The following is a 19,704-nucleotide window of genomic DNA, read 5'->3' as shown; positions in this document are numbered from 1 at the left end:
CAATTCAGCTTATGGTGCCATCGTCCGGGGCTGACGGGAAACGGCGCGTGCGGCCACGGCCAGTCGCAGTTCACGTCGCTGCCCGGAATCGAGCACATCCGGCCAGAACAGCAGGCGCTGGCGGCGCCGATCCTCACGCCACAGCAACAACAGCCATGGGCCACGCACCACCAGCCGTGGCGTATCAACGTCCTGCCCGGCCACCTGCAGTGGCTCGGGAAGCGGCGGCAGAAGCACCTGCACGCGCGGCCTGCGCTGGCGCCAGGCCAGTTCGGCCAGGCCCGTGCACCAGGCCAGCACCACTGCGGGCATCAGCAGCCGTGAAGGCAGATCCGATGCGCGCAGCAGCCACGGCGCAGCCAGCAGCACCGCCAACTGGGCGGCGGCCTGCAGCCGCGAGGGGCGCCACTCAAGGCTTGAGGGCGAGGATCTTCTGCATGAAGGGGATCGCGTGCGCATGCGGGCAGGCCTCGTAGCCCATGAACCAGCGCCACAACTTATCGTCCTCGCAGTCGAGCAGGAACAGGAAAACCTCGCGCTCTTCGGTCGGCGCAGTGCTCCACTCGTGGTCCAGGTAGCGGCCGAACAGCTGGTCCAGCTCACGCATGCCGCGGCGGCAGCGCCAGCGCAGCTTCTTCAGCAGAACGTCTTCTTCCATCGTGTTTCTCCAGATACAGCAAAGCCACGCATGGCGTGGCTCTACTGGGGTCATGCAACTACCCTGCGCCGTGTATCAGGCGCGGCGTTCCATCATCAGCTTCTTGATCTCGGCGATCGCCAGTGCCGGGTTCAGGCCCTTCGGGCAGGTCCGGGCACAGTTCATGATGGTGTGGCAGCGGTACAGCTTGAACGGATCTTCCAGATCGTCCAGGCGCGCACCGGTGTCCTCATCGCGCGAGTCGATGATCCAGCGGTAGGCCTGCAGCAGGATCGCCGGGCCCAGGTAACGCTCGCCGTTCCACCAGTAGCTCGGGCAGCTGGTCGAGCAGCAGGCGCACAGGATGCACTCGTACAGGCCGTCCAGCTTCTTGCGGTCTTCCGGCGACTGCAGGCGCTCGCGGTCCGGCGGTGCCGGGGTCTGGGTGCGGATCCACGGCTTGATCGACGCGTACTGCGCGTAGAAGTGGGTCAGGTCCGGAACCAGGTCCTTGACCACGTTCATGTGCGGCAGCGGGTAGATCGGCACTTCCTTCTTGCCGCAGTCCGAGATGGCTCGGGTGCAGGCCAGGGTGTTGGTGCCGTCGATGTTCATGGCGCACGAACCACAGATACCTTCGCGGCACGAGCGGCGGAAGGTCAGGGTCGGGTCGATCTCGTTCTTGATCTTGATCAGGGCGTCCAGGACCATCGGGCCACAGGCGTCCAGATCGACTTCATAGGTATCGGTGCGCGGGTTGCTGTCGTCGTCCGGACTCCAGCGGTAGATCTTGAAGGTGCGCACGTTCTTGCCGCCGTTCTTGACGGGGAAGTGCTTGCCCTTCGTGATCTTGGAATTCTTGGGGAGTGAAAACTCGGCCATGGCTGCTCTCGTTGGCTCAGGCGGCCCGCGCCCGTGGGCGCGGATTGCATGGTAGGCGGGGTCGGATCAGTACACGCGCGGCTTCGGCGGCACCACGGACACGTCGTCGGTCAACGTGTACATGTGCACCGGACGGTAGTCGAAGCTGCACTTGCCCTTCTCGTCGACGCTGACCAGGGTGTGCTTCTGCCAGTTGACGTCGTCGCGGTCCGGGAAGTCCTCGTGCGCATGCGCGCCGCGGCTTTCCTTGCGCTGTTCGGCCGAGTTGATCGTCGCCACCGCATTGAGCAGCAGGTTGTTCAGCTCGTAGGTCTCGATCAGGTCCGAGTTCCACACCAGCGAACGGTCGGAGACCTTCACGTCCTGGAACGAGTCGAAGATCTTGTCCATCTTCTCGCAGCCTTCCTTCAGCGTCTGGCTGGTGCGGAAGACCGCCGCGTCGGCCTGCATGGTGCGCTGCATGCGATCGCGGATGACCGAGGTCGGGGTATCGCCGTTGGCGTGGCGCAGCTTGTCCAGCAGGCCCAGCGCCTTGTCGCAGGCATCGGCCGGAAGCGGCTTGTGCGCAGCGCCCGGCTTGATGGTCTCGGCACAGCGGTTGGCCACGGCACGGCCGAACACCACCAGGTCCAGCAGCGAGTTCGAGCCCAGGCGGTTGGCGCCGTGCACGGACACGCAGGCCGCTTCGCCGATGGCGTACAGGCCCGGCACTACCGCGTTGTCGTTGTCGCCGACCTTCTGCACCACTTCGCCGTGGTAATTGGTCGGGATGCCGCCCATGTTGTAGTGCACGGTCGGGATGACCGGAATCGGCTGCTTGTGTACGTCGACGCCGGCGAAGATGCGGGCGCTCTCGGCGATGCCCGGCAGCTTCTCGTCGATCACGCCCGGGCCGAGGTGGGTCAGGTCGAGCAGGATGTGGTCCTTGTGCTCGCCGACGCCGCGGCCTTCGCGGATCTCGATGGTCATCGAACGGCTGACCACGTCGCGCGAGGCCAGGTCCTTGTAGTGCGGCGCGTAACGCTCCATGAAGCGCTCGCCACTGCTGTTGCGCAGGATGCCACCTTCACCGCGGACACCCTCGGTGATCAGGCAGCCGGCGCCGTAGATGCCGGTCGGGTGGAACTGCACGAACTCCATGTCCTGCATGGCGATGCCGGCACGCATGGCCAGGCCGCCACCGTCGCCGGTGCAGGTGTGCGCCGAGGTGGCGCTGAAGTAGGCACGGCCGTAGCCGCCGGTGGCCAGTACCACGCCCTGGGCGCGGAACAGGTGCAGGGTGCCGTCGGACATGTCCAGGGCCAGCACGCCGCGGCAGGCGCCTTCCTCGTCGAAGATCAGGTCGAGCGCGAAGTACTCGATCATGAAGCGCGCGTCGTGCTTCAGCGACTGCTGGTACAGCGTGTGCAGCATCGCGTGGCCGGTACGGTCGGCCGCCGCGCAGGTACGCTGCGCCGCCGGGCCTTCGCCATACTTGGTGGTCATGCCACCGAACGGACGCTGGTAGATCTTGCCTTCGGCGGTGCGCGAGAACGGCACGCCGTAATGTTCGAGCTCGATGATGGCCGGGATGGCCTCACGGCACATGTACTCGATGGCGTCCTGGTCGCCCAGCCAGTCCGACCCCTTGATGGTGTCGAAGAAGTGGTAGCGCCAGTCGTCCTCGCCCATGTTGCCGAGCGCGGCCGAGATACCGCCCTGGGCGGCAACGGTGTGAGAACGGGTCGGGAAGACCTTGGTCAGGCACACGGTCTGCAGGCCCTTGGCGGCCAGGCCGAACGTGGCGCGCAGGCCGGCACCGCCGGCGCCGACCACGACCATGTCGTACTTGTGTTCGGTGATCTTGTAAGCGGACATCTAATCTGGATTCCTGTGTAGGTGCCTGGGCTCAGGCAACGCCGAGGGCGATGCGGCCCACCGCAAACACACTGACGATCATGCCGAGCACGGCGACGAACTTCACCGCGGTCTGCAGCACCAGGGCCAGCAGCGATTCGTGGATGTAGTCTTCCAGCACGACCTGCATGCCGAGCTGCGCGTGCCAGAACATCGCGATCAGCAGGCCGATCAGCGGCACCGCGTTCCACGGCTTGGCCACGGCGGCGGCGGCGGTGGCGTAGTCCGAGCCCAGCAGGCCCAGCACGAAGACCAGGAACCAGATGCCCAGCACCACCAGTGCGGCGGCGGTCAGGCGCTGGTGCACGAAGTGCTCGGTGCCGGTCTTGGCCGAGCCAAGGCCGCGCACGTTCTTCAACGGGGTACGGAACTTGCTCACGCGGCACCTCCGAACATCACATAGGCCCACACCAGCAGGGTGATCACCAGGCTGCCGATGACCGACAGCCAGCTGCTGCGGATGAAGGCGGGGATGCTGAAGCCGATGGCGAAGTCCTGCACGACGTGGCGGATGCCATTGCACAGGTGATAGGCGAACGACCATGTCCACGCGAACAGGAACACGCGGCCATACCAGGCCCCGGCATGGCCGGTGAAGCAGTTCCAGGACTCGGGCCCCATCATCAGGGCCAGCAGGCCGGCGGCGATGATGAGGGCACCAACAGACAGAAAGACGCCAGTGGCTCGATGCAGGATCGAGGTGGCCATCTGAATCTGCCAGCGATACACCTGAAGGTGCGGGGAAAGTGGGCGTTGTCTGGTCGCCATTCGCTGGGCTCGTTGTCTCGGCTGGGCGGCACACGGCCGCGTTGGCTCAATGCTGATCAGAAATCGATGCAGCGTCCGTTTTTCTCCCAATCGCCATACCGCACCGGATCAAGTCCGCCGCGGCCGCCGAATTCTTCCGCTTTTTCCTGTTCCACGGGCACGGGTGCCGCGGGGACCAGCGGGGCTTCAGATTCGTCGTCGGGAGTGGGGGTTGTTTGGCCTATCATGTTCGGTCTCGCAACGCACAAATTTTAGACCTCGTTCACGTGCCTGACAACCTGCCCCCTGCTTTCGTCGGATATCCGCGCCTGCCCGGCCACCAGCTGCTGAGCCTGCAGGGCCCGGATGCGGCTGTCTTTGCCCACGCCCAGTTCAGCAGCGATGTCACCGCCCTGCCCCTGCAGCACTGGCAGTGGAGTGCCTGGCTGAGCGCCAAGGGCCGTACCCTGGCGGTGTTCCAGCTGCTTCGGCTGGCCGACGACCACGTGATGCTGGTGCTGGCTGACGGCGATGCCGATGCGATTGCGTCGCAACTGCAGCGCTTCGTCTTCCGCCGCAAGGTGAAGGTGCAGGTGCGCAGCGATCTGGCGGCGGCTGGCGCGCTCACCGCGCCCGAGGCCGCCAGCGGCGCGGCGATTGCGCAGACCGCAGGCGACGGCTGGGAGCTGGACCTGGGCAGCGATGCCCTGCCGCGCACCCTGCGCGTTGGCAGCGCCGACGCGTTCGCTGCCGGCAATGAAGCCGATGAGGCCGCTTTCGCCCTGGCCTGGCGCCAGGCCGACCTGCGCTACGGCCTGCCGCGGCTGGAAGAAGGCCAGCGCGAAGTGTGGACCCCCCAACAGCTGGGCCTGGACCGCCTGAACGGCTACAGCGTGAAGAAGGGCTGCTATCCCGGCCAGGAAATCGTCGCCCGCACCCACTTCCTCGGCAAGGCCAAGCGTGCGGTGCAGTTGCTGCATACCGCAGCACCGGCACAGGCCGGCGATGGCGTGCAGCAGGATGGCGCGGGGCTGGGCACGATTGCCAGCGTGGCCGGCGACCTGGCACTGGCGGTACTGCCACTGGAGGCCAGCGACGCTGACCTGCAGGTGGGCGATGCCATTGCGCAGCGCGTGCCGTTGCTGGATGGCCTGGCCCGCTGAAGCAGGCGGGGACCTGCACGGGTGGGTGCAGGAATGGTAGTGCCGGCCGCTGGCCGGCAACCATGCAGGGTTGAGGTTGCCGGCCAGCGGCCGGCCCTACCCGTTACAGGCGCTCGCCGGTTTCCGCGCTGAAGAAATGCAGGCCCTGCGGGTGGATCGCCACGCGGATCTGCTCGCCCACCTCGGGCAGCGCCTGCGGCGCCACGCGCATGGTCAGCGCGTGCTGGCCACTGCTCAGGTTGACGAAGATCTCGTTACCGACCGGTTCGATGCCTTCAATGCGTGCGACGAACGCATGCGCATCGTCGGCGGCCGCCGGCTGCAGGTGCTCCGGACGCACGCCCACCGCGATCGGCTTCTGCAGCCAGGCCGAATCGATGGTGGCCTGGCCCAGCGGTGCACGCCACTCACCATCGACCACGGTCACGCCACCGGCATCGCCCTGCAGCGTACCGCGCAGCACGTTCATCGCCGGGCTGCCGAGGAAGCCGGCCACGAACAGGTTGGCCGGGCGATCGTACAGCGCCATCGGCGTATCGATCTGCTGGATGACGCCATCCTTCAGCACCACGATGCGCTGGCCCAGGGTCATCGCTTCGACCTGGTCGTGCGTCACGTAGATCATGGTGGTGCCCAGCTTGCGGTGCAGCTGCGCGATCTCGGTACGCACGCTGTGGCGCAGCTTGGCATCCAGGTTGGACAGCGGTTCGTCGAGCAGGAACACCGCCGGCTCGCGCACCAGCGCACGGCCCAGCGCGACACGCTGGCGCTGGCCACCGGACATCGCCTTGGGCAGCTTGTCCATCATCTCGGTCAGGCCCAGCGTCTGCGCCGCCTCGGCGATGCGCTTGTCGATGGTCGCCTTGTCGTGACCGCGCAGCTTCAGGCCAAAGGCCAGGTTCTCGGCCACGGTCATGTGCGGGTACAGCGCATAACTCTGGAACACCATCGCGATGTCGCGATCCTTCGGCGCCACGTCGTTGACCACGCGATCACCGATGGTCAGCGTGCCGCCGCTGATCTCCTCCAGGCCAGCCACCATCCGCAGCAGGGTCGACTTGCCACAGCCGGACGGGCCGACCAGCACCATCAGCTCGCCATCGGCGACCTCGAAGCTGGCGTCCTTCACCGCGACCTGGCCGTTGTCATAGACCTTGCGCACACCCTGCAACTGCACTTTTGCCATATCACCTATCCGGTCCGCCCGAAGCCGGGCTGTCTTTTGGGACTGCCTCGGCCCTCCCGATGGCAGTGATGATTGCGCGCTTGCCGCATGACGGCGAGCACTGCAATCGAATACAGTTGCCCATTCTGCCATGTAAACGTTTTCACGTGGCACTATCCGATGATCGGTGCGCACCGATCTGCGTCGGCGGTTGAACGAAGGTTCCGCCGAGGCAGTGGTTTCGAATGGAACGGTCTTCCGGCACCCCGGAGAACGCCCCTGACGAACCTCGGACAGGCAGTTGCGCGGATGTCCCCCGAACCCAGCCATGAAGCGATTGACAACGATGTCACCCGGATCTGAAACTCGAGCGATGCACGACACCCTCTTCCTGTTCGGTGCCACAGGTGATCTGGCCCAGCGCTACCTGTTCCCTTCGCTGCTTCGCCTGCTTGGCGACGGCCTGCTGCCGGAGGACTTCCGCATCCGTGCGCTGGCCCTGTCCGGGCATGACACCGAAGCCTTCCATGACATCCTGCGGCCGCGCCTGCAGCAGGCCATGCCGATGGCCACGCAGGACGACATCAGCGCCCTGCTGCGTCGCATCGACTACCGCTCTGTGGACCTGCGCGACGTCGACTCGGTTGCCGCCGCGGTCGCCGACCTCGTGCACCGCAAGTGCGTCAGCTACCTCGCCATCCCGCCGGGCCTGTACATCTCCACCTGCGAAGGCCTGGCCAAGGGCGGCGCCCTCGCCGCGCCGGCACGCCTGATGCTGGAAAAGCCGATCGGCAGCGACAGCGAGAGCGCCGAGGAAATCATCAGCACCATCGGCCAGTGGATCGACGAGGACCGCGTGTTCCGCCTCGACCACTACCTGGGCAAGGCCGCGGTGCAGAACCTGATCGCACTGCGCTTCGGCAACACGCTGCTGGAAGCGGTGTGGAACCGCAACTACATCGAATCGGTGCACATCCTGGTGGCCGAAAGCGAAGGCGTGGATGGCCGCGATGCCTATTACGCCCGCTCCGGCGCGCTGCGCGACATGGTGCAGAGCCACATCCTGCAGCTGCTGTGCATGGTGGCGATGGAACCGCCGGCATCGCTGGAAGCCGATCGCATCCGCGACGAGAAGGTCAAGGTGCTGCGCGCCCTGCGCCCGCTCGATGCCAGGCACGCCGCGCGTGACAGCATCCGTGGCCGCTACACCGCCGGCACCATCAATGGCCAGCCGGCACAGGCCTACCAGCCGCCGGAAGGCAGCGACGTGGAAACCTTCGCCGGTGTCACCGCGCATATCGACAACTGGCGCTGGAGCGGCGTGCCGTTCCACCTGGTCACCGGCAAGCGCCTGCCCGAGCGCACCACCCGCGTGGTGGTAACGCTGAAGCCGGTCACCCACTGGCTGTTCGAGCGCCCGCAGCGCGCGCAGGCCGCACCGAACCGCCTGGTGTTCCAGCTGCAGCCGCAGGAAAACATCGAACTGGGCCTGATGAGCAGCCTGGCAGGCCCGGAATGGGGCGCGCTGGAGCTGCATCCGCTGGAGCTGGAACTGTCGGTGCCGACCGGCCTGCACCGCCGTATCGCTTACGAACGCTTGTTCCTGGATGCCTTCAACGGCAACCACACGCTGTTCGTGCGCGATGACGAAGTGCGTGCGGCCTGGGCCTGGATCGACAGCGTCGCCGACGCCTGGAAGGACGCCAAGCTGCCGCTGGAGCCCTACCCCGCCGGCCAATGGGGCCCGGGCAATGCGGGCGGGTTCCTGCCGCAGGACCTGGACGCGCCCGACAGCGGAGCGTCGGCATGAGTGCCAGCTCGCAGCCAGTGCTGGTCGCCGACATCGGTGGCACCAACGCGCGCTTCGCCCTGGCCGACACCTCGCTGGACGCACCGCTGCAGAAGGACAGCATCCGCGAGTACGCGGTGGCGGAGTTCCCGTCGCTGGGTGATGCCGCGCGCCACCATCTGGAACAGATCGGCGCCACGGCAAGCCGCGGCGTGTTCGCCGTGGCCGGTCGCGTGGATGGTGACGAAGCACGCATCACCAACCATCCGTGGGTAATCTCGCGCAGCCGCACCGCTGCCATGCTCGGGTTCGACGAACTGCACCTGATCAACGACTTCGCCGCACAGGCGATGGCGATTTCGCTGCTGCAGCCCGATGACGTGGTCCAGGTCGGCGGGGCTGCCTGGGTACCGGGCAAGCCCGGCCAGCCACGCAACTACGCGGTGATCGGGCCCGGTACCGGGCTCGGCGTCGGCGGCCTGATCATGCGCCACGGCCGTTGCTATCCGCTGGAAACCGAAGGCGGCCATGTCAGCTTCCCGCCGGGAACCCCGGAAGAGATCCGCATCCTGGAGATCCTGTCCGAGCAGTTCGGCCGCGTCTCCAACGAGCGCCTGATCTGCGGCCCCGGCCTGGTCAACATCCATCGCGCCGTGTGCGAGATGGCCGGCATCGATCCGGGCCAGCTGCAGCCGGTGGACGTGACCGCCCGCGCCCTGCACGGCGATCCGCAGGCGATGCGCACCGTGGATGTGTTCTGCGCCGTGTTCGGCGCCATTGCTGGCGATCTGGTGCTGACCCAGGGCGCCTGGGACGGTGTGTTCCTGACCGGCGGGCTGACCCCGAAGATGCTCGATTCGCTGCAGCACTCCGGTTTCCGCCAGCGCTTCGAGCACAAGGGCCGGTTCTCTTCCATCATGGCGCGCGTGCCCTCGTTGGCGGTGATGCATCCCCACGCCGGACTGCTGGGCGCCGCCGCCTATGCCGCCGACGCCGAACGTGACGCACCTGGAGTTGCCGCATGAGCCCCACCACCTTCCACGACGACCGCATCGAGTTCATCAACCATGGCGATGCCGATGGCTGGATCGAAGCCGTTGCCGCCGAGATGGCGCACACCCTCAACCACGACATCAACGAAGTGGGCCGCGCCCGCATCCTGCTGTCTGGCGGCACTACACCGGCGCCGGTCTACCAGGCGCTGGCCGAGTTGGACGTGCACTGGGACCGGGTGGAAGTGAGCCTGGCCGACGAGCGCTGGCTGTCGCCGCAGGATCGCGACAGCAATGCCTGGCTGGTGCGCGAGCACCTGCTGAAACGCGCCGAGGGTGCGCATTTCGATCCACTGGTGCGGATCGGCAAGCCCCTGCCCGAATGCGTGTACACCGCCAACCTGCAGGCACAGCACAGCCAGCCGCCGAGCCTGGTGGCACTGGGCATGGGCAACGACGGCCACACCGCCTCGCTGTTCCCGGGCTCGAAGGACCTCGCCCGCGCACTGGAAAGCACCCTGCCCTATGCCGCGCTGGATGCCACCGGCTGCCCGGGTGCGAACCAGTGGCCGCTGCGCATCACGCTGACCCCGCATGGGCTGCGCCAGTGCCGACAGCGCCTGCTGCTGCTGCGCGGCAAGCAGAAGCTGCAGGTGCTGCGCCAAGCGTTGGACAGCAACGACGCCCAGCAGTATCCGATCCTCAACGCGATCAACCTGGAAGGCGCGCGCCTGCGCGTCCACTGGGCTGATTGATGTCGGCGGCGGTGCCCTGCCGCCGCTTGCCTCTCGCCACCTTGAACGCCGGTAGCCAATGAGCCTCCATCCGCAATTGCAAGCCATCACTGAGCGTGTCATCCGCCGCAGCGCCGCCTCGCGTGCCGCCTACCTGGCCGCGATCGACGCCTCCCTTCGCGAAGGCCCGTTCCGCAGCCGCCTGAGCTGCGGCAACCTCGCCCATGGATTCGCCGCCTGTGGCGGTACCGACAAGAGCCGCCTGCGCGGCGGCGTGACGCCGAACCTGGGCATCATCACCGCCTACAACGACATGCTCTCGGCGCACCAGCCGTTCGAGACCTATCCCGAGCAGATCCGCGAGATCGCCCGCGAGCTGGGTGCCACCGCACAGGTGGCCGGCGGCGTGCCGGCGATGTGCGACGGCGTCACCCAGGGCCGCGGCGGCATGGAACTGTCGCTGTTCTCGCGCGATGTGATCGCCCAGGCCACTGCGATCGGCCTCAGCCATGACATGTTCGATACCACCGTCTACCTCGGCGTGTGCGACAAGATCGTGCCGGGCCTGCTGATCGGCGCGCTGGCCTTCGGCCACCTGCCGGCGGTGTTCGTGCCGGCCGGCCCGATGACCCCGGGCATCCCGAACAAGCAGAAGGCGGAAGTGCGCGAGCGCTATGCCGCCGGCGAAGCCACCCGCGAAGAGCTGCTGGAAGCCGAGTCCGCCTCGTACCACGGCGCCGGCACCTGCACCTTCTACGGCACCGCCAATTCCAATCAGGTGCTGCTGGAAGCGATGGGCGTGCAGCTGCCGGGCGCATCGTTCGTCAATCCGGGCACGCCGCTGCGCGATGCGCTGACCCGCGAAGCGACCGAACGTGCACTGGACATCACCGCGCTCGGTGACGACTTCCGTCCGCTGGGCCGGATCATCGATGAGCGCGCGATCATCAACGCGGTCATCGCGCTGATGGCCACCGGCGGTTCGACCAACCACACCATCCACTGGATCGCAGTGGCGCGTGCCGCCGGCATCGTGCTGACCTGGGACGACTTCGACGAACTGTCGCAGCTGATTCCGCTGCTGGCCCGCGTCTATCCGAACGGCGAGGCCGACGTGAACCGCTTCGCGGCCGCTGGCGGACCGGCCTTCGTGTTCGGCGAGCTGATCAGAGCGGGCCTGATGCACGGTGACCTGGTCAGCGTGGCGCGCGGAGGCATGGCCGACTACGCGCGCGAGCCGCAACTGCGCGACGGCCAGCTGGTCTACCTGCCGGGCCTGCAACACAGCGCCGATGACGAGGTGGTGCGTGGCGTCGACAACCCGTTCGAGCACCAGGGCGGCCTGCGCCTGCTGCGCGGCAACCTGGGCAAGTCGCTGATCAAGCTGTCGGCGGTGAAGCCGCAGTACCGCACGATCGAAGCACCGGCCGTGGTTGTCGATGCGCCGCAGGTGCTGAACAAGCTGCATGCCGGCGGCCTGCTGCCCGAGCACTTCGTGGCGGTGGTGCGTTACCAGGGCCCGCGTGCCAACGGCATGCCGGAACTGCATTCGCTGGCGCCGCTGCTGGGGCTGCTGCAGAACCAGGGCCGGCGCGTGGCACTGGTCACCGACGGCCGCCTGTCCGGTGCCTCGGGCAAGATTCCGGCGGCGATCCATGTGACGCCGGAAGCGGCACGCGGTGGTCCGCTGGCCAAGGTCCGCGAAGGCGACATGATCCGCCTCGATGGTGAGGCCGGCACGCTGGAAGTGCTGGTGGACGCGGCCGAGTGGGCCGCGCGTCCGCTGGCCCCGAACACGGCGCCTGCCGCGCATGACCTGGGCCGCAACCTGTTCGCGATCAACCGACGCGTGGTGGGGCCGGCCGATCAGGGTGCGATTTCGATTTCGTGCGGGCCGGCGGCGGCCGATGGCGGGCCGTGGGAATACGACGCGGAGTACGAGCTGGGGCACGATGCCGCAGCGGCGGCGGCGCCGCATGAGGCAAAAGACGCCTGAAGCGAAAAGCCGCGGCAGGCTTCCCGGCCTGGGCAGTAGAGCGCCCTGGACAATTCCCGGCGCGTCATTTGCGCTGCGGCCACTGAATCAAGAAGAGCAAAGGCAAGGGCAAAAGCATGGGTATCGAACAACATCAGGTGAAGGCGGCGGAGCTGTTGCGTGCGGCGGGCATCCTGCCGGTGGTGACGATTCATACGCTGGACCAGGCGCGTGCGGTCAGTGCGGCGTTGCTGGAAGGTGGCCTGCCGGCGATCGAGTTGACGCTGCGTACGCCAGTGGCGATGGAAGCATTGGCGATGCTCAAGCGCGAGCTGCCGGACGTGGTGGTGGGCGCCGGCACGGTGCTGACCGTGGAGCAGATGCAGCAGTCGATCGATGCGGGCGCGGACTTCCTGGTGACCCCGGGTACGCCACCGGCGCTGGCCGATGCGCTGGCGGCGGCACCGCTGCCGGTAGTGCCGGGTGCGGCCACGCCGACCGAACTGCTGTCGCTGTATGCGCGCGGCTTCCGCGTGTGCAAGCTGTTCCCTGCCACCGCCGTGGGGGGGCTGGCGATGATCAAGGGTCTGGCCGGCCCGGTTGCCGACCTCAAGCTGTGCCCGACCGGCGGCATCACCGAAAACACCGCCGCCGAGTACCTCGAGCAGAAGAACGTGGTCTGCATCGGCGGTTCGTGGATGGTGCCGGGCAGCTGGATCGCCGACGGTCAGTGGGACAAGGTGCGCGCCAGCGCCGCCGACGCCGCGAAGATCATCAAGCGCGTACGCGGCCACTGAGCCCGACACAGCTGTAGAGCCGAGCCCATGCTCGGCTCCGCGCCCGCAGGCCGGAAAGCAGCCGAGCATAGGCTCGGCTCTACATTTCCTCTATCGGCAGTGACGGCGCACGGAACCTGTCGGTGGCCCTGCGGAGGGCTCAGCCGTTGGCCGAATCCCTTACAGCGGCCGTGCCGGATCCACCAGCCCGTACTGGCTGGCCATGCGCGCCAGCGCGATGTTGTCGTGGATCCCCATCTTCTCGAACAGCCGCGCCTTGTGCGTGTTCACCGTCTTCGCACTCAGGCTCAGGCGCCGCGCGATGTCTTCCTGGCGCAGGCCCTGGGTCAGCAGCAACGCCACTTCCAGCTCGCGCGGCGACAGGCTGTCGAATGGAGAGCCGTTGCCTTCAACGGTCGACAAGGCCAGGTTCTGCGCGATGCTGGTGCCCAGGTAGCGACGGCCCATGGCCACATCGCGCACCGCACGCAGCAGCTCCTGTGCATCGCAGCCCTTGCCGATATAGCCCGCAGCCCCGGCTTCCAGCAAGCGCTTCGGCAGCGGACCGTCTTCCAGCACCGACACGATCACCACGCGGGTGTTGCGATGGCTGCGGACGATGCGCTCGGTCACCTCCATGCCACTCACGCCGGGCAGGTGCAGGTCGCACAGCACCACGTCCGGCAGCAGCTGGCGGACGTCGCGCAGCGCATCTTCGCCGGTCTCGGCTTCGCCCACCACCTCGATGTCGGTCTCCCCCGACAGGATCATCTTCATCCCGGTGCGGACCAGTGCGTGGTCATCCACCAGGTAGACTCGAATCGTCATTCACGTACCTCTTCGAATGCGGCCATTGCAGGTCAAGCTAGGCAGGGCGCCGATACCCCTGCAAGCGCGTTCGAGATGCGACCCGGGCATTCTGCCTTGCGCATCACAGTACCGCGCGTTGTGCTTGCCCCCTGTCTTGCAGAACCTGCTGCAACGAAACAACTGATCTATTACGTAGACGCCCCGGAGGGGCCATCCACGTCAATCCCCCTGTGATGATGCTTCGCTGGCCGTCGCTGGCGGCGAATCCTGACGTCGCCAAGGATGCCGGCGACTGAACATGACCAGATAGCACCCTACCACCCAAACCAGCGCGGCACACCATCCGGCCAGGATATCGGAGGGGTAATGCACGCCCAGATAGACCCGGGAGACGCTGACCAGCAGGCTGAACGCGGGCGCCAGCAGCAGCACCGGCCAGCGCCAGCGGGTGTTCCAGGCCAGCAGCACCAGGGTCACGGCCAGGGTCATCGAGCCCATCGCGTGGCCGCTGGGAAAGCTGAACGTCGATTCCGGCGCGATCGATTCCCACAGGCTGGGGCGCTGGCGCTGGAAGAAATGCTTGCTGCCCATGTTCAGCAGCGCCGAGCCGACGAAGCTGACCGCCACGAACGTGGCCTCACGCCAACGCCGGTAGCCCAGCAGCACGCCGATGATCAGCACGTCGGCGGGAATCAGGAACCATTCGTAGCCCAGCCTGGAAATGAGCACGAAGAAGCGGTCCAGCAGCGGTGAGTGCAGGCCATGCATCTGCCACAGCAGCGGCGCATCGAAATGGAACGATTCAAACTCGTGCACTTCGTCGGCCAGCGCGACGAAACCCGCCAACGGCAGCAGCACGCCACCGAACAGCAGCACCAGGCGCCAGGCATTGTGCGCCATCCAGTGGCGGAAACCGGAGGCGGACTCCGGCGCAGCGAGGATCGCAGGCTTATCCGGCGCTTCGGACATATTTGTGTTCGACGTAATCGTCGATCAGGGCGACGAACTCCTGGGCGATGTTCTCGCCACGCAGGGTCACCTTCTTCTCGCCATCGACGAACACGGGCGCGGCCGGGGTTTCGCCGGTGCCCGGCAGGGAAATACCGATGTTGGCGTGCCGCGACTCACCCGGCCCATTGACGATGCAGCCCATCACCGCCAGGGTCATGTTCTCCGCACCCGGATGGTGGATCTTCCACAGCGGCATCTTCTCGCGCACGTGGTTCTGCACCACCTTGGCCAGTTCCTGGAAGAACTCGGAGGTGGTGCGGCCGCAGCCCGGACAAGCCGTGACCAGCGGCGTGAAGGCACGCTGGCCGGTGGTCTGCAGCAGTTCCTGGGCGACGATCACTTCCTGCGTGCGCGACTGGCCCGGTTCCGGGGTCAGCGAGATGCGGATGGTGTCACCGATGCCTTCCTGCAGCAGCACGCCCAACGCCGCCGACGAGGCGACGATGCCCTTGCTGCCGATACCGGCCTCGGTCAGGCCCAGGTGCAGGGCAAAATCGGAGCGCTGGGCCAGGTCGCGGTACACCGCGATCAGCTCCTGCACGCCACTGACCTTGGCCGACAGCACGATGCGATCGCGCGGCAGGCCGAACTCCACCGCCTGCTCGGCCGAATCCAGCGCCGAACGGATCAGCGCCTCGCGCAGCACGCGACCGGCATCCCAGGGCTGCTCGCGCAGGTTGTTCTCGTCCATCAACTTCGCCGCCAGGGCCTGGTCCAGCGAGCCCCAGTTGGCACCGATGCGCACCGGCTTGTTGTAGCGGATCGCGAACTCGATCAACTGGGCGAACTGCAGATCCTTCTTCTTGCCGAAGCCGACGTTGCCCGGATTGATGCGGTACTTGGCCAGCGCTTCGGCACATGCCGGCTCGGCGGTCAGCAGCTGGTGGCCGTTGTAGTGGAAATCACCGATCAGCGGCACGTCGATGCCCATCATCGCCAGCTTGTCGACGATGCGCGGGATCGCCGCAGCGGCTTCCACGGTATTGACGGTCAAACGCACCATTTCCGAACCGGCCCGCCACAGCTCGGCCACCTGCTTCACGCTGGAGGCCACGTCGGACGTGTCGGTGTTGGTCATCGACTGCACCACGACCGGCTTGCCTCCGCCTACGGTGACCCCGCCGATCTGCACGGCATGGGTCTGGCGGCGGGGCCAGGAGGTGGCATCGGAGGGAGGAGTCGGGCGGGTGACGGCGTCGTGCATGGGCGCATTCTACCGCCCGCCCCCGCATTCCGGGTGACTCGCATTCAGCCGGTGTCACGGCTGCGGCCGATTGTCGCAGGCACAGCCGCCCGTGAACGCATACGATGAGCGTGAATGACCGGTCCCGACGCCCCGTTTCTCCGTACCCTGTGCAGCCTGCGCTGGCTTGCCGTAGGCGGCCAGGCCGCCACCATCCTGGTTGCCACCTGGGTGCTGGGCCTGCCGTTGCCGCAGCTGCCGCTATGGGCCGGTGTGGCGGTGCTGGCCCTGTTCAACATCTATACCCAGTTGCGTCCGGACGCGGCTGACACCGCACCGCTGACCGCGTTCGGCCACATCCTGGTGGACGTGATCATCCTGACCTGGATGGTCGGCTGGAGCGGCGGCATGGCCAACCCGTTCAGCTCGCTGTTCCTGATCCTGATCGCGCTGGCCGCATTCGCCCTGCCCCTGCGCTGGGCACTGGCGGTCGCACTGGCCTGCCTGCTCGGCTACGCCGCCAGCGGCATCTTCGGCCAGCCATTGCCGGACGGTTACTTCCGCGCGCAGGACCTGAATCGCTGGGGCGTGGTCGCCAACTTCCTGATTTCCGCCGCGGTGGTACTGGCCTTCTCCACCCGGCTGGCGCTGGCCCTGCGGGAGCGCGAGCTGGAACTGTCGGCACTGCGCGAGCGCTTCGCCCGCAACGAGGGCATCGTCGCGCTGGCCACCCATGCCGCCTCGGTGGCGCATGAACTGAACACGCCGCTGGCGACCATGACCCTGCTCGCCGACGATGTGGCCGAGCGCAGCGAAGAGCCGGAAGTGCGCGAGGACATGGAAACCCTGCGCGAGCTGCTGGTGCAGTGCCGGGAGCGCGTGCTGGCGCTGGCTGCTCCGGCCTCGGCCGACGCACCGGGCCGCAGCCATTCCAGCGCACAGCAGGTGCTTGAGCAATGGCGCCTGGTGCGGCCGACCATCGACCTGCACCGCAACGATGATGCGCCGCTGCGGCTGCCGCTGGACCCGGGCGTAGGCCATCTGCTGATGGTCCTGCTCAACAACGCCGCCGATGCCGGCGAGAAAGCCGGCCGGCCACGCGTGGACCTGGACCTGCGCATCGAAGGCGACGACCTGATCGGCGAAGTCCGCGACTACGGCCATGGCTTCGACGCCCGTGCCGCCGTGCTGCCGGGCAAGCTGTTCGGCAGCAGCAAGAGCGAGGGCATGGGCGTCGGCCTGGCCCTGTCCCATGCCACCATCGAACGCCTCGACGGCGAGATGTGGATGCGCCCGGCCCAGGGGGCCGGCAGCCGCGTCGGCTTCCGCCTGCCGCTGGCCCCACGCGAGGACACCCCATGAGCCTTCACCATTCCACCCTGGGCCTGCTGGTCGACGACGACGAGCTGTACCTGCGTACCCTGCAACGCAGCCTGGCCCGCAAGGGGCTTGAAACGCAGACCGCACAGGATGCCGCCAGTGCGCTGGCGCTGGCCCGGCAGCATCCACCGGCCTTCGCGCTGATCGACCTGAAGCTGGGCAGCGATTCCGGCCTGGCACTGATCCAGCCGCTGCGCGCGCTGCGCGCGGACATGCGGATCCTGCTGGTGACCGGCTACGCCAGCATCGCCACCGCGGTGGAGGCGATCAAGCTGGGTGCGGATGATTACCTGCCGAAGCCGGCCACGGTGCCGATGATCCTGCGCGCCCTCGGCGAGGAAGACGACGGCCCGGCCGACGATGGCGAAATGGAAGTGCCCGATGCGATGACGCCGATCAGCCGCCTGCAGTGGGAACACATCCAGCAGGCGATGCACGAGACCGGCGGCAACGTGTCAGCGGCCGCGCGCCTGCTCGGCATGCACCGGCGCTCGCTGCAGCGCAAACTGGCCAAGCGGCCAAGCCCGGAGCGCGACCCGAGCCGGTGACGCGGTAGTGCCGGCCGCTGGCCGGCAACCCATCTTCTGCGGTAGTGCCGGCCGCTGGCCGGCAACCTCATGAACGATTGAAGCATCACCTGGTTGCCGGACAGCGGCCGGCACTACCAGAGCATCAGCGCTTCAGCTGCGCCAGGATCTCGCGGGTCATCGGATCGGCAACCGCTACATCCTCGCCCTGCAGCGCCGGCAGCAGGCCACTGGCCAGTTGCTTGCCGAGCTCGACACCGAACTGGTCGAACGCGTTGATGTTCCAGATCACCGACTGCACGTACACGGCGTGTTCGTACATGGCGATCAGCGCACCCAGTGCCTGCGGCGTGAGCGCGTCGAGCAGGATCAGCGTGCTCGGCCGCCCGCCCGGGTAATCACGGTGCGGATCGTCGCTGCTCTGGCCATTGGCCAGCGCCTCGGTCTGTGCCAACAGGTTGGCCAGCAGGGCCTGGTGATTGATCGTGTAGGGATCATCGTTGTGCACACAGCCGATGAAGTCGGCCGGAACGACGCTGGTGCCCTGGTGCAGCGCCTGGAAGAAGCTGTGCTGCACATCGGTGCCTGCCCCACCCCACCACACCGGCACGGTGTCGGTGGTGACCGGCGCACCATCACGCTGCACGCGCTTGCCCAGGCTTTCCATCACCAGCTGCTGCAGGTAGGCCGGCAGCAGCGCCAGACGCTGGTCGTAGGTCATTACCGCATGCGTGGCATGGCCCAGCAGGTTGCGGTTCCAGATGTCGGTCAGGCCATGCAGCACCGGCAGGTTGCGCTCCAGCGGTGCATCCAGCGCATGCGCATCCATCTGTGCGGCGCCTTCCAGCAGCTGCTCAAAGCGCTCGAAGCCGATCGCCAACGCGATCGGGAAACCGACCGCCGACCACAGCGAATAGCGGCCACCCACCCAGTCCCACATCGGCAGTACGCGATCGGCGGCGATCGCGAAGGCCTTGGCGGCGCGATCCGGATTGGCGCTGACTGCATACAGGCGCTCGCTGCCGCCCAGCCAGTCGTGCAGGATCTGGCCGTTGAGCAGCGTTTCCTGCGTACCGAAGGTCTTGGAGATGAGGATGCCGGCGGTCTTGGCCGGATCCAGCGTGGCCAGCGTGCGCTGCATGGCGGCGCCGTCCACGTTCGAGACGAAATGCACGCGCAGGCGCGCACCGCTGACCGGACGCAGCGCGTCGGCGACCAGGCGCGGGCCAAGGTCGGAACCACCGATGCCGACGCTGACCACATCGGTCACGCCACTGTCTTCCAGCGCGCGCACCAGCACGCCCATGCGCTGGCGGATCGCGCGCGCGGTGGCATAGGCCTCGGCCGCCACCGGCGCATCGACCACATCGCCGCGCAGCGCGGTATGCAGCGCGGCGCGCCCTTCGGTCAGGTTGACCTGTTCGCCGCGGAACAGGCGCGTGATGGCACCACCGACATCACGCTCGGCAGCCAGCGCCAACAGCGCCTGCAACGCCGCGGCATCGTATTTCTGCCGGGCGAAATTGACGTACAACGGACCGACCCGCAGCGCCAGCTCCTGTACACGGCCGGGTTCGGCGGCGAGCAGGCTGGGAATGCTTGCGCCCTTCAGGCGCTGGGCGTGGGAATGCAGCGAGTCGAATCCGTTGTTCGTTGTCATGCGGCCTGGGTCGGGATCGTGTCGTTGGTGTGGGTGATCTGGTTGTTGCCATCAACGTACACCAGCTTCGGCCTGAAGCTGTCAGCTTCCTGCTCGGTCATGCTGGCGAACGCGGCGATGATGATGATGTCACCGACCTGCACGTGGCGCGCGGCGCCACCGTTGAGCGAGACAACGCCGCTGCCGGCTTCGGCGCGGATGGCATAGGTCGAGAAACGCGCACCATTGGTCACGTCCCAGATGTGCACCTGCTCGAACTCGCGGATGCCGGTGGCAGCCAGCAGGTTGTCATCGATGGCGATCGAGCCTTCGTAGTTCAGCTCGGAATGGGTGACGGTGGCGCGATGGATCTTGGTCTTGAGCAGGGACAGGTGCAT

General features: G+C 67.1%; 21 protein-coding genes. 8 read left to right on the top strand and 13 right to left on the bottom strand.

The features are described 5' to 3' along the window. Positions 1–9: 9 nt before the first annotated feature. From QP609_RS08075 to QP609_RS08045, 7 genes are all read right to left on the bottom strand, one after another. Positions 10–459, bottom strand: coding sequence for a hypothetical protein (locus QP609_RS08075; protein WP_041863309.1), 450 nt, complete (start codon positions 457–459; stop codon positions 10–12). Continuing rightward, positions 410–658, bottom strand: coding sequence for a succinate dehydrogenase assembly factor 2 (locus QP609_RS08070; RefSeq protein ID WP_049442321.1), 249 nt, complete (start codon positions 656–658; stop codon positions 410–412). The genes QP609_RS08075 and QP609_RS08070 overlap by 50 nt, the downstream gene beginning before the upstream one ends. A 75-nt stretch (positions 659–733) precedes the next feature. Further along, positions 734–1,519: a succinate dehydrogenase iron-sulfur subunit gene (locus QP609_RS08065; protein WP_005409079.1), complete on the bottom strand. Its 786-nt coding sequence runs from the start codon at positions 1,517–1,519 to the stop codon at positions 734–736. Between the two features lie 66 nt (positions 1,520–1,585). Further along, positions 1,586–3,376 carry a succinate dehydrogenase flavoprotein subunit gene (sdhA, locus tag QP609_RS08060; protein WP_014646765.1) on the bottom strand — a complete coding sequence of 597 codons (1,791 nt, stop codon included), beginning with the start codon at positions 3,374–3,376 and terminating at the stop codon, positions 1,586–1,588. Between the two features lie 31 nt (positions 3,377–3,407). Continuing rightward, positions 3,408–3,794 (bottom strand): succinate dehydrogenase, hydrophobic membrane anchor protein, encoded by a 387-nt coding sequence (gene sdhD, locus QP609_RS08055; RefSeq protein ID WP_005409077.1) that lies wholly within the window; start codon positions 3,792–3,794, stop codon positions 3,408–3,410. Further along, on the bottom strand, positions 3,791–4,183 hold the full coding sequence (sdhC, locus tag QP609_RS08050) for a succinate dehydrogenase, cytochrome b556 subunit (RefSeq protein ID WP_024958620.1): 393 nt from the start codon (positions 4,181–4,183) through the stop codon (positions 3,791–3,793). The genes sdhD and sdhC overlap by 4 nt, the downstream gene beginning before the upstream one ends. Positions 4,184–4,239: 56 nt before the next feature. Then, entirely contained in the window at positions 4,240–4,410 is a 171-nt protein-coding gene (locus tag QP609_RS08045; protein ID WP_005409075.1) for a DUF1674 domain-containing protein, read from the bottom strand. Between the two features lie 39 nt (positions 4,411–4,449). Here QP609_RS08045 and QP609_RS08040 point away from each other — a divergent pair, with 39 nt between their 5' ends. Continuing rightward, the gene (locus QP609_RS08040) at positions 4,450–5,325 is read left to right on the top strand and encodes a folate-binding protein YgfZ (protein ID WP_197621836.1); all 876 of its coding nucleotides are present in this window, start codon (positions 4,450–4,452) and stop codon (positions 5,323–5,325) included. A 103-nt stretch (positions 5,326–5,428) separates the two neighbouring features. Here the strand turns inward: QP609_RS08040 and ugpC are convergent, their stop codons facing one another. Further along, positions 5,429–6,511 carry a sn-glycerol-3-phosphate ABC transporter ATP-binding protein UgpC gene (gene ugpC, locus QP609_RS08035; protein ID WP_289213925.1) on the bottom strand — a complete coding sequence of 361 codons (1,083 nt, stop codon included), beginning with the start codon at positions 6,509–6,511 and terminating at the stop codon, positions 5,429–5,431. 352 nt (positions 6,512–6,863) lie between these two features. Between ugpC and zwf the strand changes: the two genes are divergently transcribed. The 5 genes from zwf to QP609_RS08010 all read left to right on the top strand — a co-directional run bounded on the left by zwf (position 6,864) and on the right by QP609_RS08010 (position 12,777). Beyond that, positions 6,864–8,300, top strand: a complete 1,437-nt coding sequence (zwf, locus tag QP609_RS08030) for a glucose-6-phosphate dehydrogenase (protein WP_014646761.1) — start codon at positions 6,864–6,866, stop codon at positions 8,298–8,300. Beyond that, positions 8,297–9,304, top strand: coding sequence for a glucokinase (gene glk / locus QP609_RS08025; protein ID WP_014646760.1), 1,008 nt, complete (start codon positions 8,297–8,299; stop codon positions 9,302–9,304). Before zwf ends, glk begins: the two co-directional genes overlap by 4 nt. Next, positions 9,301–10,026: a 6-phosphogluconolactonase gene (pgl, locus tag QP609_RS08020; protein WP_014646759.1), complete on the top strand. Its 726-nt coding sequence runs from the start codon at positions 9,301–9,303 to the stop codon at positions 10,024–10,026. Before glk ends, pgl begins: the two co-directional genes overlap by 4 nt. Before the next feature lie 58 nt (positions 10,027–10,084). Then, entirely contained in the window at positions 10,085–12,001 is a 1,917-nt protein-coding gene (gene edd / locus QP609_RS08015) for a phosphogluconate dehydratase (RefSeq protein ID WP_032958604.1), read from the top strand. Positions 12,002–12,117: 116 nt separating this feature from the next. Continuing rightward, positions 12,118–12,777, top strand: coding sequence for a bifunctional 4-hydroxy-2-oxoglutarate aldolase/2-dehydro-3-deoxy-phosphogluconate aldolase (locus tag QP609_RS08010; RefSeq protein ID WP_014646757.1), 660 nt, complete (start codon positions 12,118–12,120; stop codon positions 12,775–12,777). 159 nt (positions 12,778–12,936) lie between these two features. Here the strand turns inward: QP609_RS08010 and QP609_RS08005 are convergent, their stop codons facing one another. From QP609_RS08005 to ispG, 3 genes are all read right to left on the bottom strand, one after another. Further along, positions 12,937–13,584, bottom strand: coding sequence for a response regulator (locus tag QP609_RS08005; protein WP_005416124.1), 648 nt, complete (start codon positions 13,582–13,584; stop codon positions 12,937–12,939). Between the two features lie 201 nt (positions 13,585–13,785). Further along, complete coding sequence (locus QP609_RS08000; RefSeq protein ID WP_032958602.1) at positions 13,786–14,535, bottom strand: phosphatase PAP2 family protein; 750 nt, start codon at positions 14,533–14,535, stop codon at positions 13,786–13,788. Continuing rightward, positions 14,516–15,781 carry a flavodoxin-dependent (E)-4-hydroxy-3-methylbut-2-enyl-diphosphate synthase gene (gene ispG, locus QP609_RS07995; RefSeq protein ID WP_197621771.1) on the bottom strand — a complete coding sequence of 422 codons (1,266 nt, stop codon included), beginning with the start codon at positions 15,779–15,781 and terminating at the stop codon, positions 14,516–14,518. The genes QP609_RS08000 and ispG overlap by 20 nt, the downstream gene beginning before the upstream one ends. A gap of 114 nt (positions 15,782–15,895) precedes the next feature. On the opposite strand from ispG, the gene QP609_RS07990 reads away from it, so the two are divergent. Both QP609_RS07990 and QP609_RS07985 read left to right on the top strand, forming a co-directional pair. Then, positions 15,896–17,122 carry an ATP-binding protein gene (locus QP609_RS07990; RefSeq protein ID WP_032960817.1) on the top strand — a complete coding sequence of 409 codons (1,227 nt, stop codon included), beginning with the start codon at positions 15,896–15,898 and terminating at the stop codon, positions 17,120–17,122. Next, positions 17,119–17,688, top strand: a complete 570-nt coding sequence (locus QP609_RS07985) for a response regulator transcription factor (protein WP_012510702.1) — start codon at positions 17,119–17,121, stop codon at positions 17,686–17,688. Before QP609_RS07990 ends, QP609_RS07985 begins: the two co-directional genes overlap by 4 nt. Before the next feature lie 124 nt (positions 17,689–17,812). On the opposite strand, the gene pgi is transcribed toward QP609_RS07985, so the two are convergent. Then, positions 17,813–19,327 (bottom strand): glucose-6-phosphate isomerase, encoded by a 1,515-nt coding sequence (gene pgi / locus QP609_RS07980; RefSeq protein ID WP_049442316.1) that lies wholly within the window; start codon positions 19,325–19,327, stop codon positions 17,813–17,815. Further along, complete coding sequence (gene panD, locus QP609_RS07975) at positions 19,324–19,704, bottom strand: aspartate 1-decarboxylase (RefSeq protein ID WP_014646751.1); 381 nt, start codon at positions 19,702–19,704, stop codon at positions 19,324–19,326. The genes pgi and panD overlap by 4 nt, the downstream gene beginning before the upstream one ends.

Source organism: Stenotrophomonas sp. 8(2023), assembly GCF_030345295.1.
GTDB lineage: Bacteria > Pseudomonadota > Gammaproteobacteria > Xanthomonadales > Xanthomonadaceae > Stenotrophomonas > Stenotrophomonas muris.
Note: the sequence above shows the minus strand (reverse complement) of the source record. Positions and strands in the feature narration are given on the sequence as shown.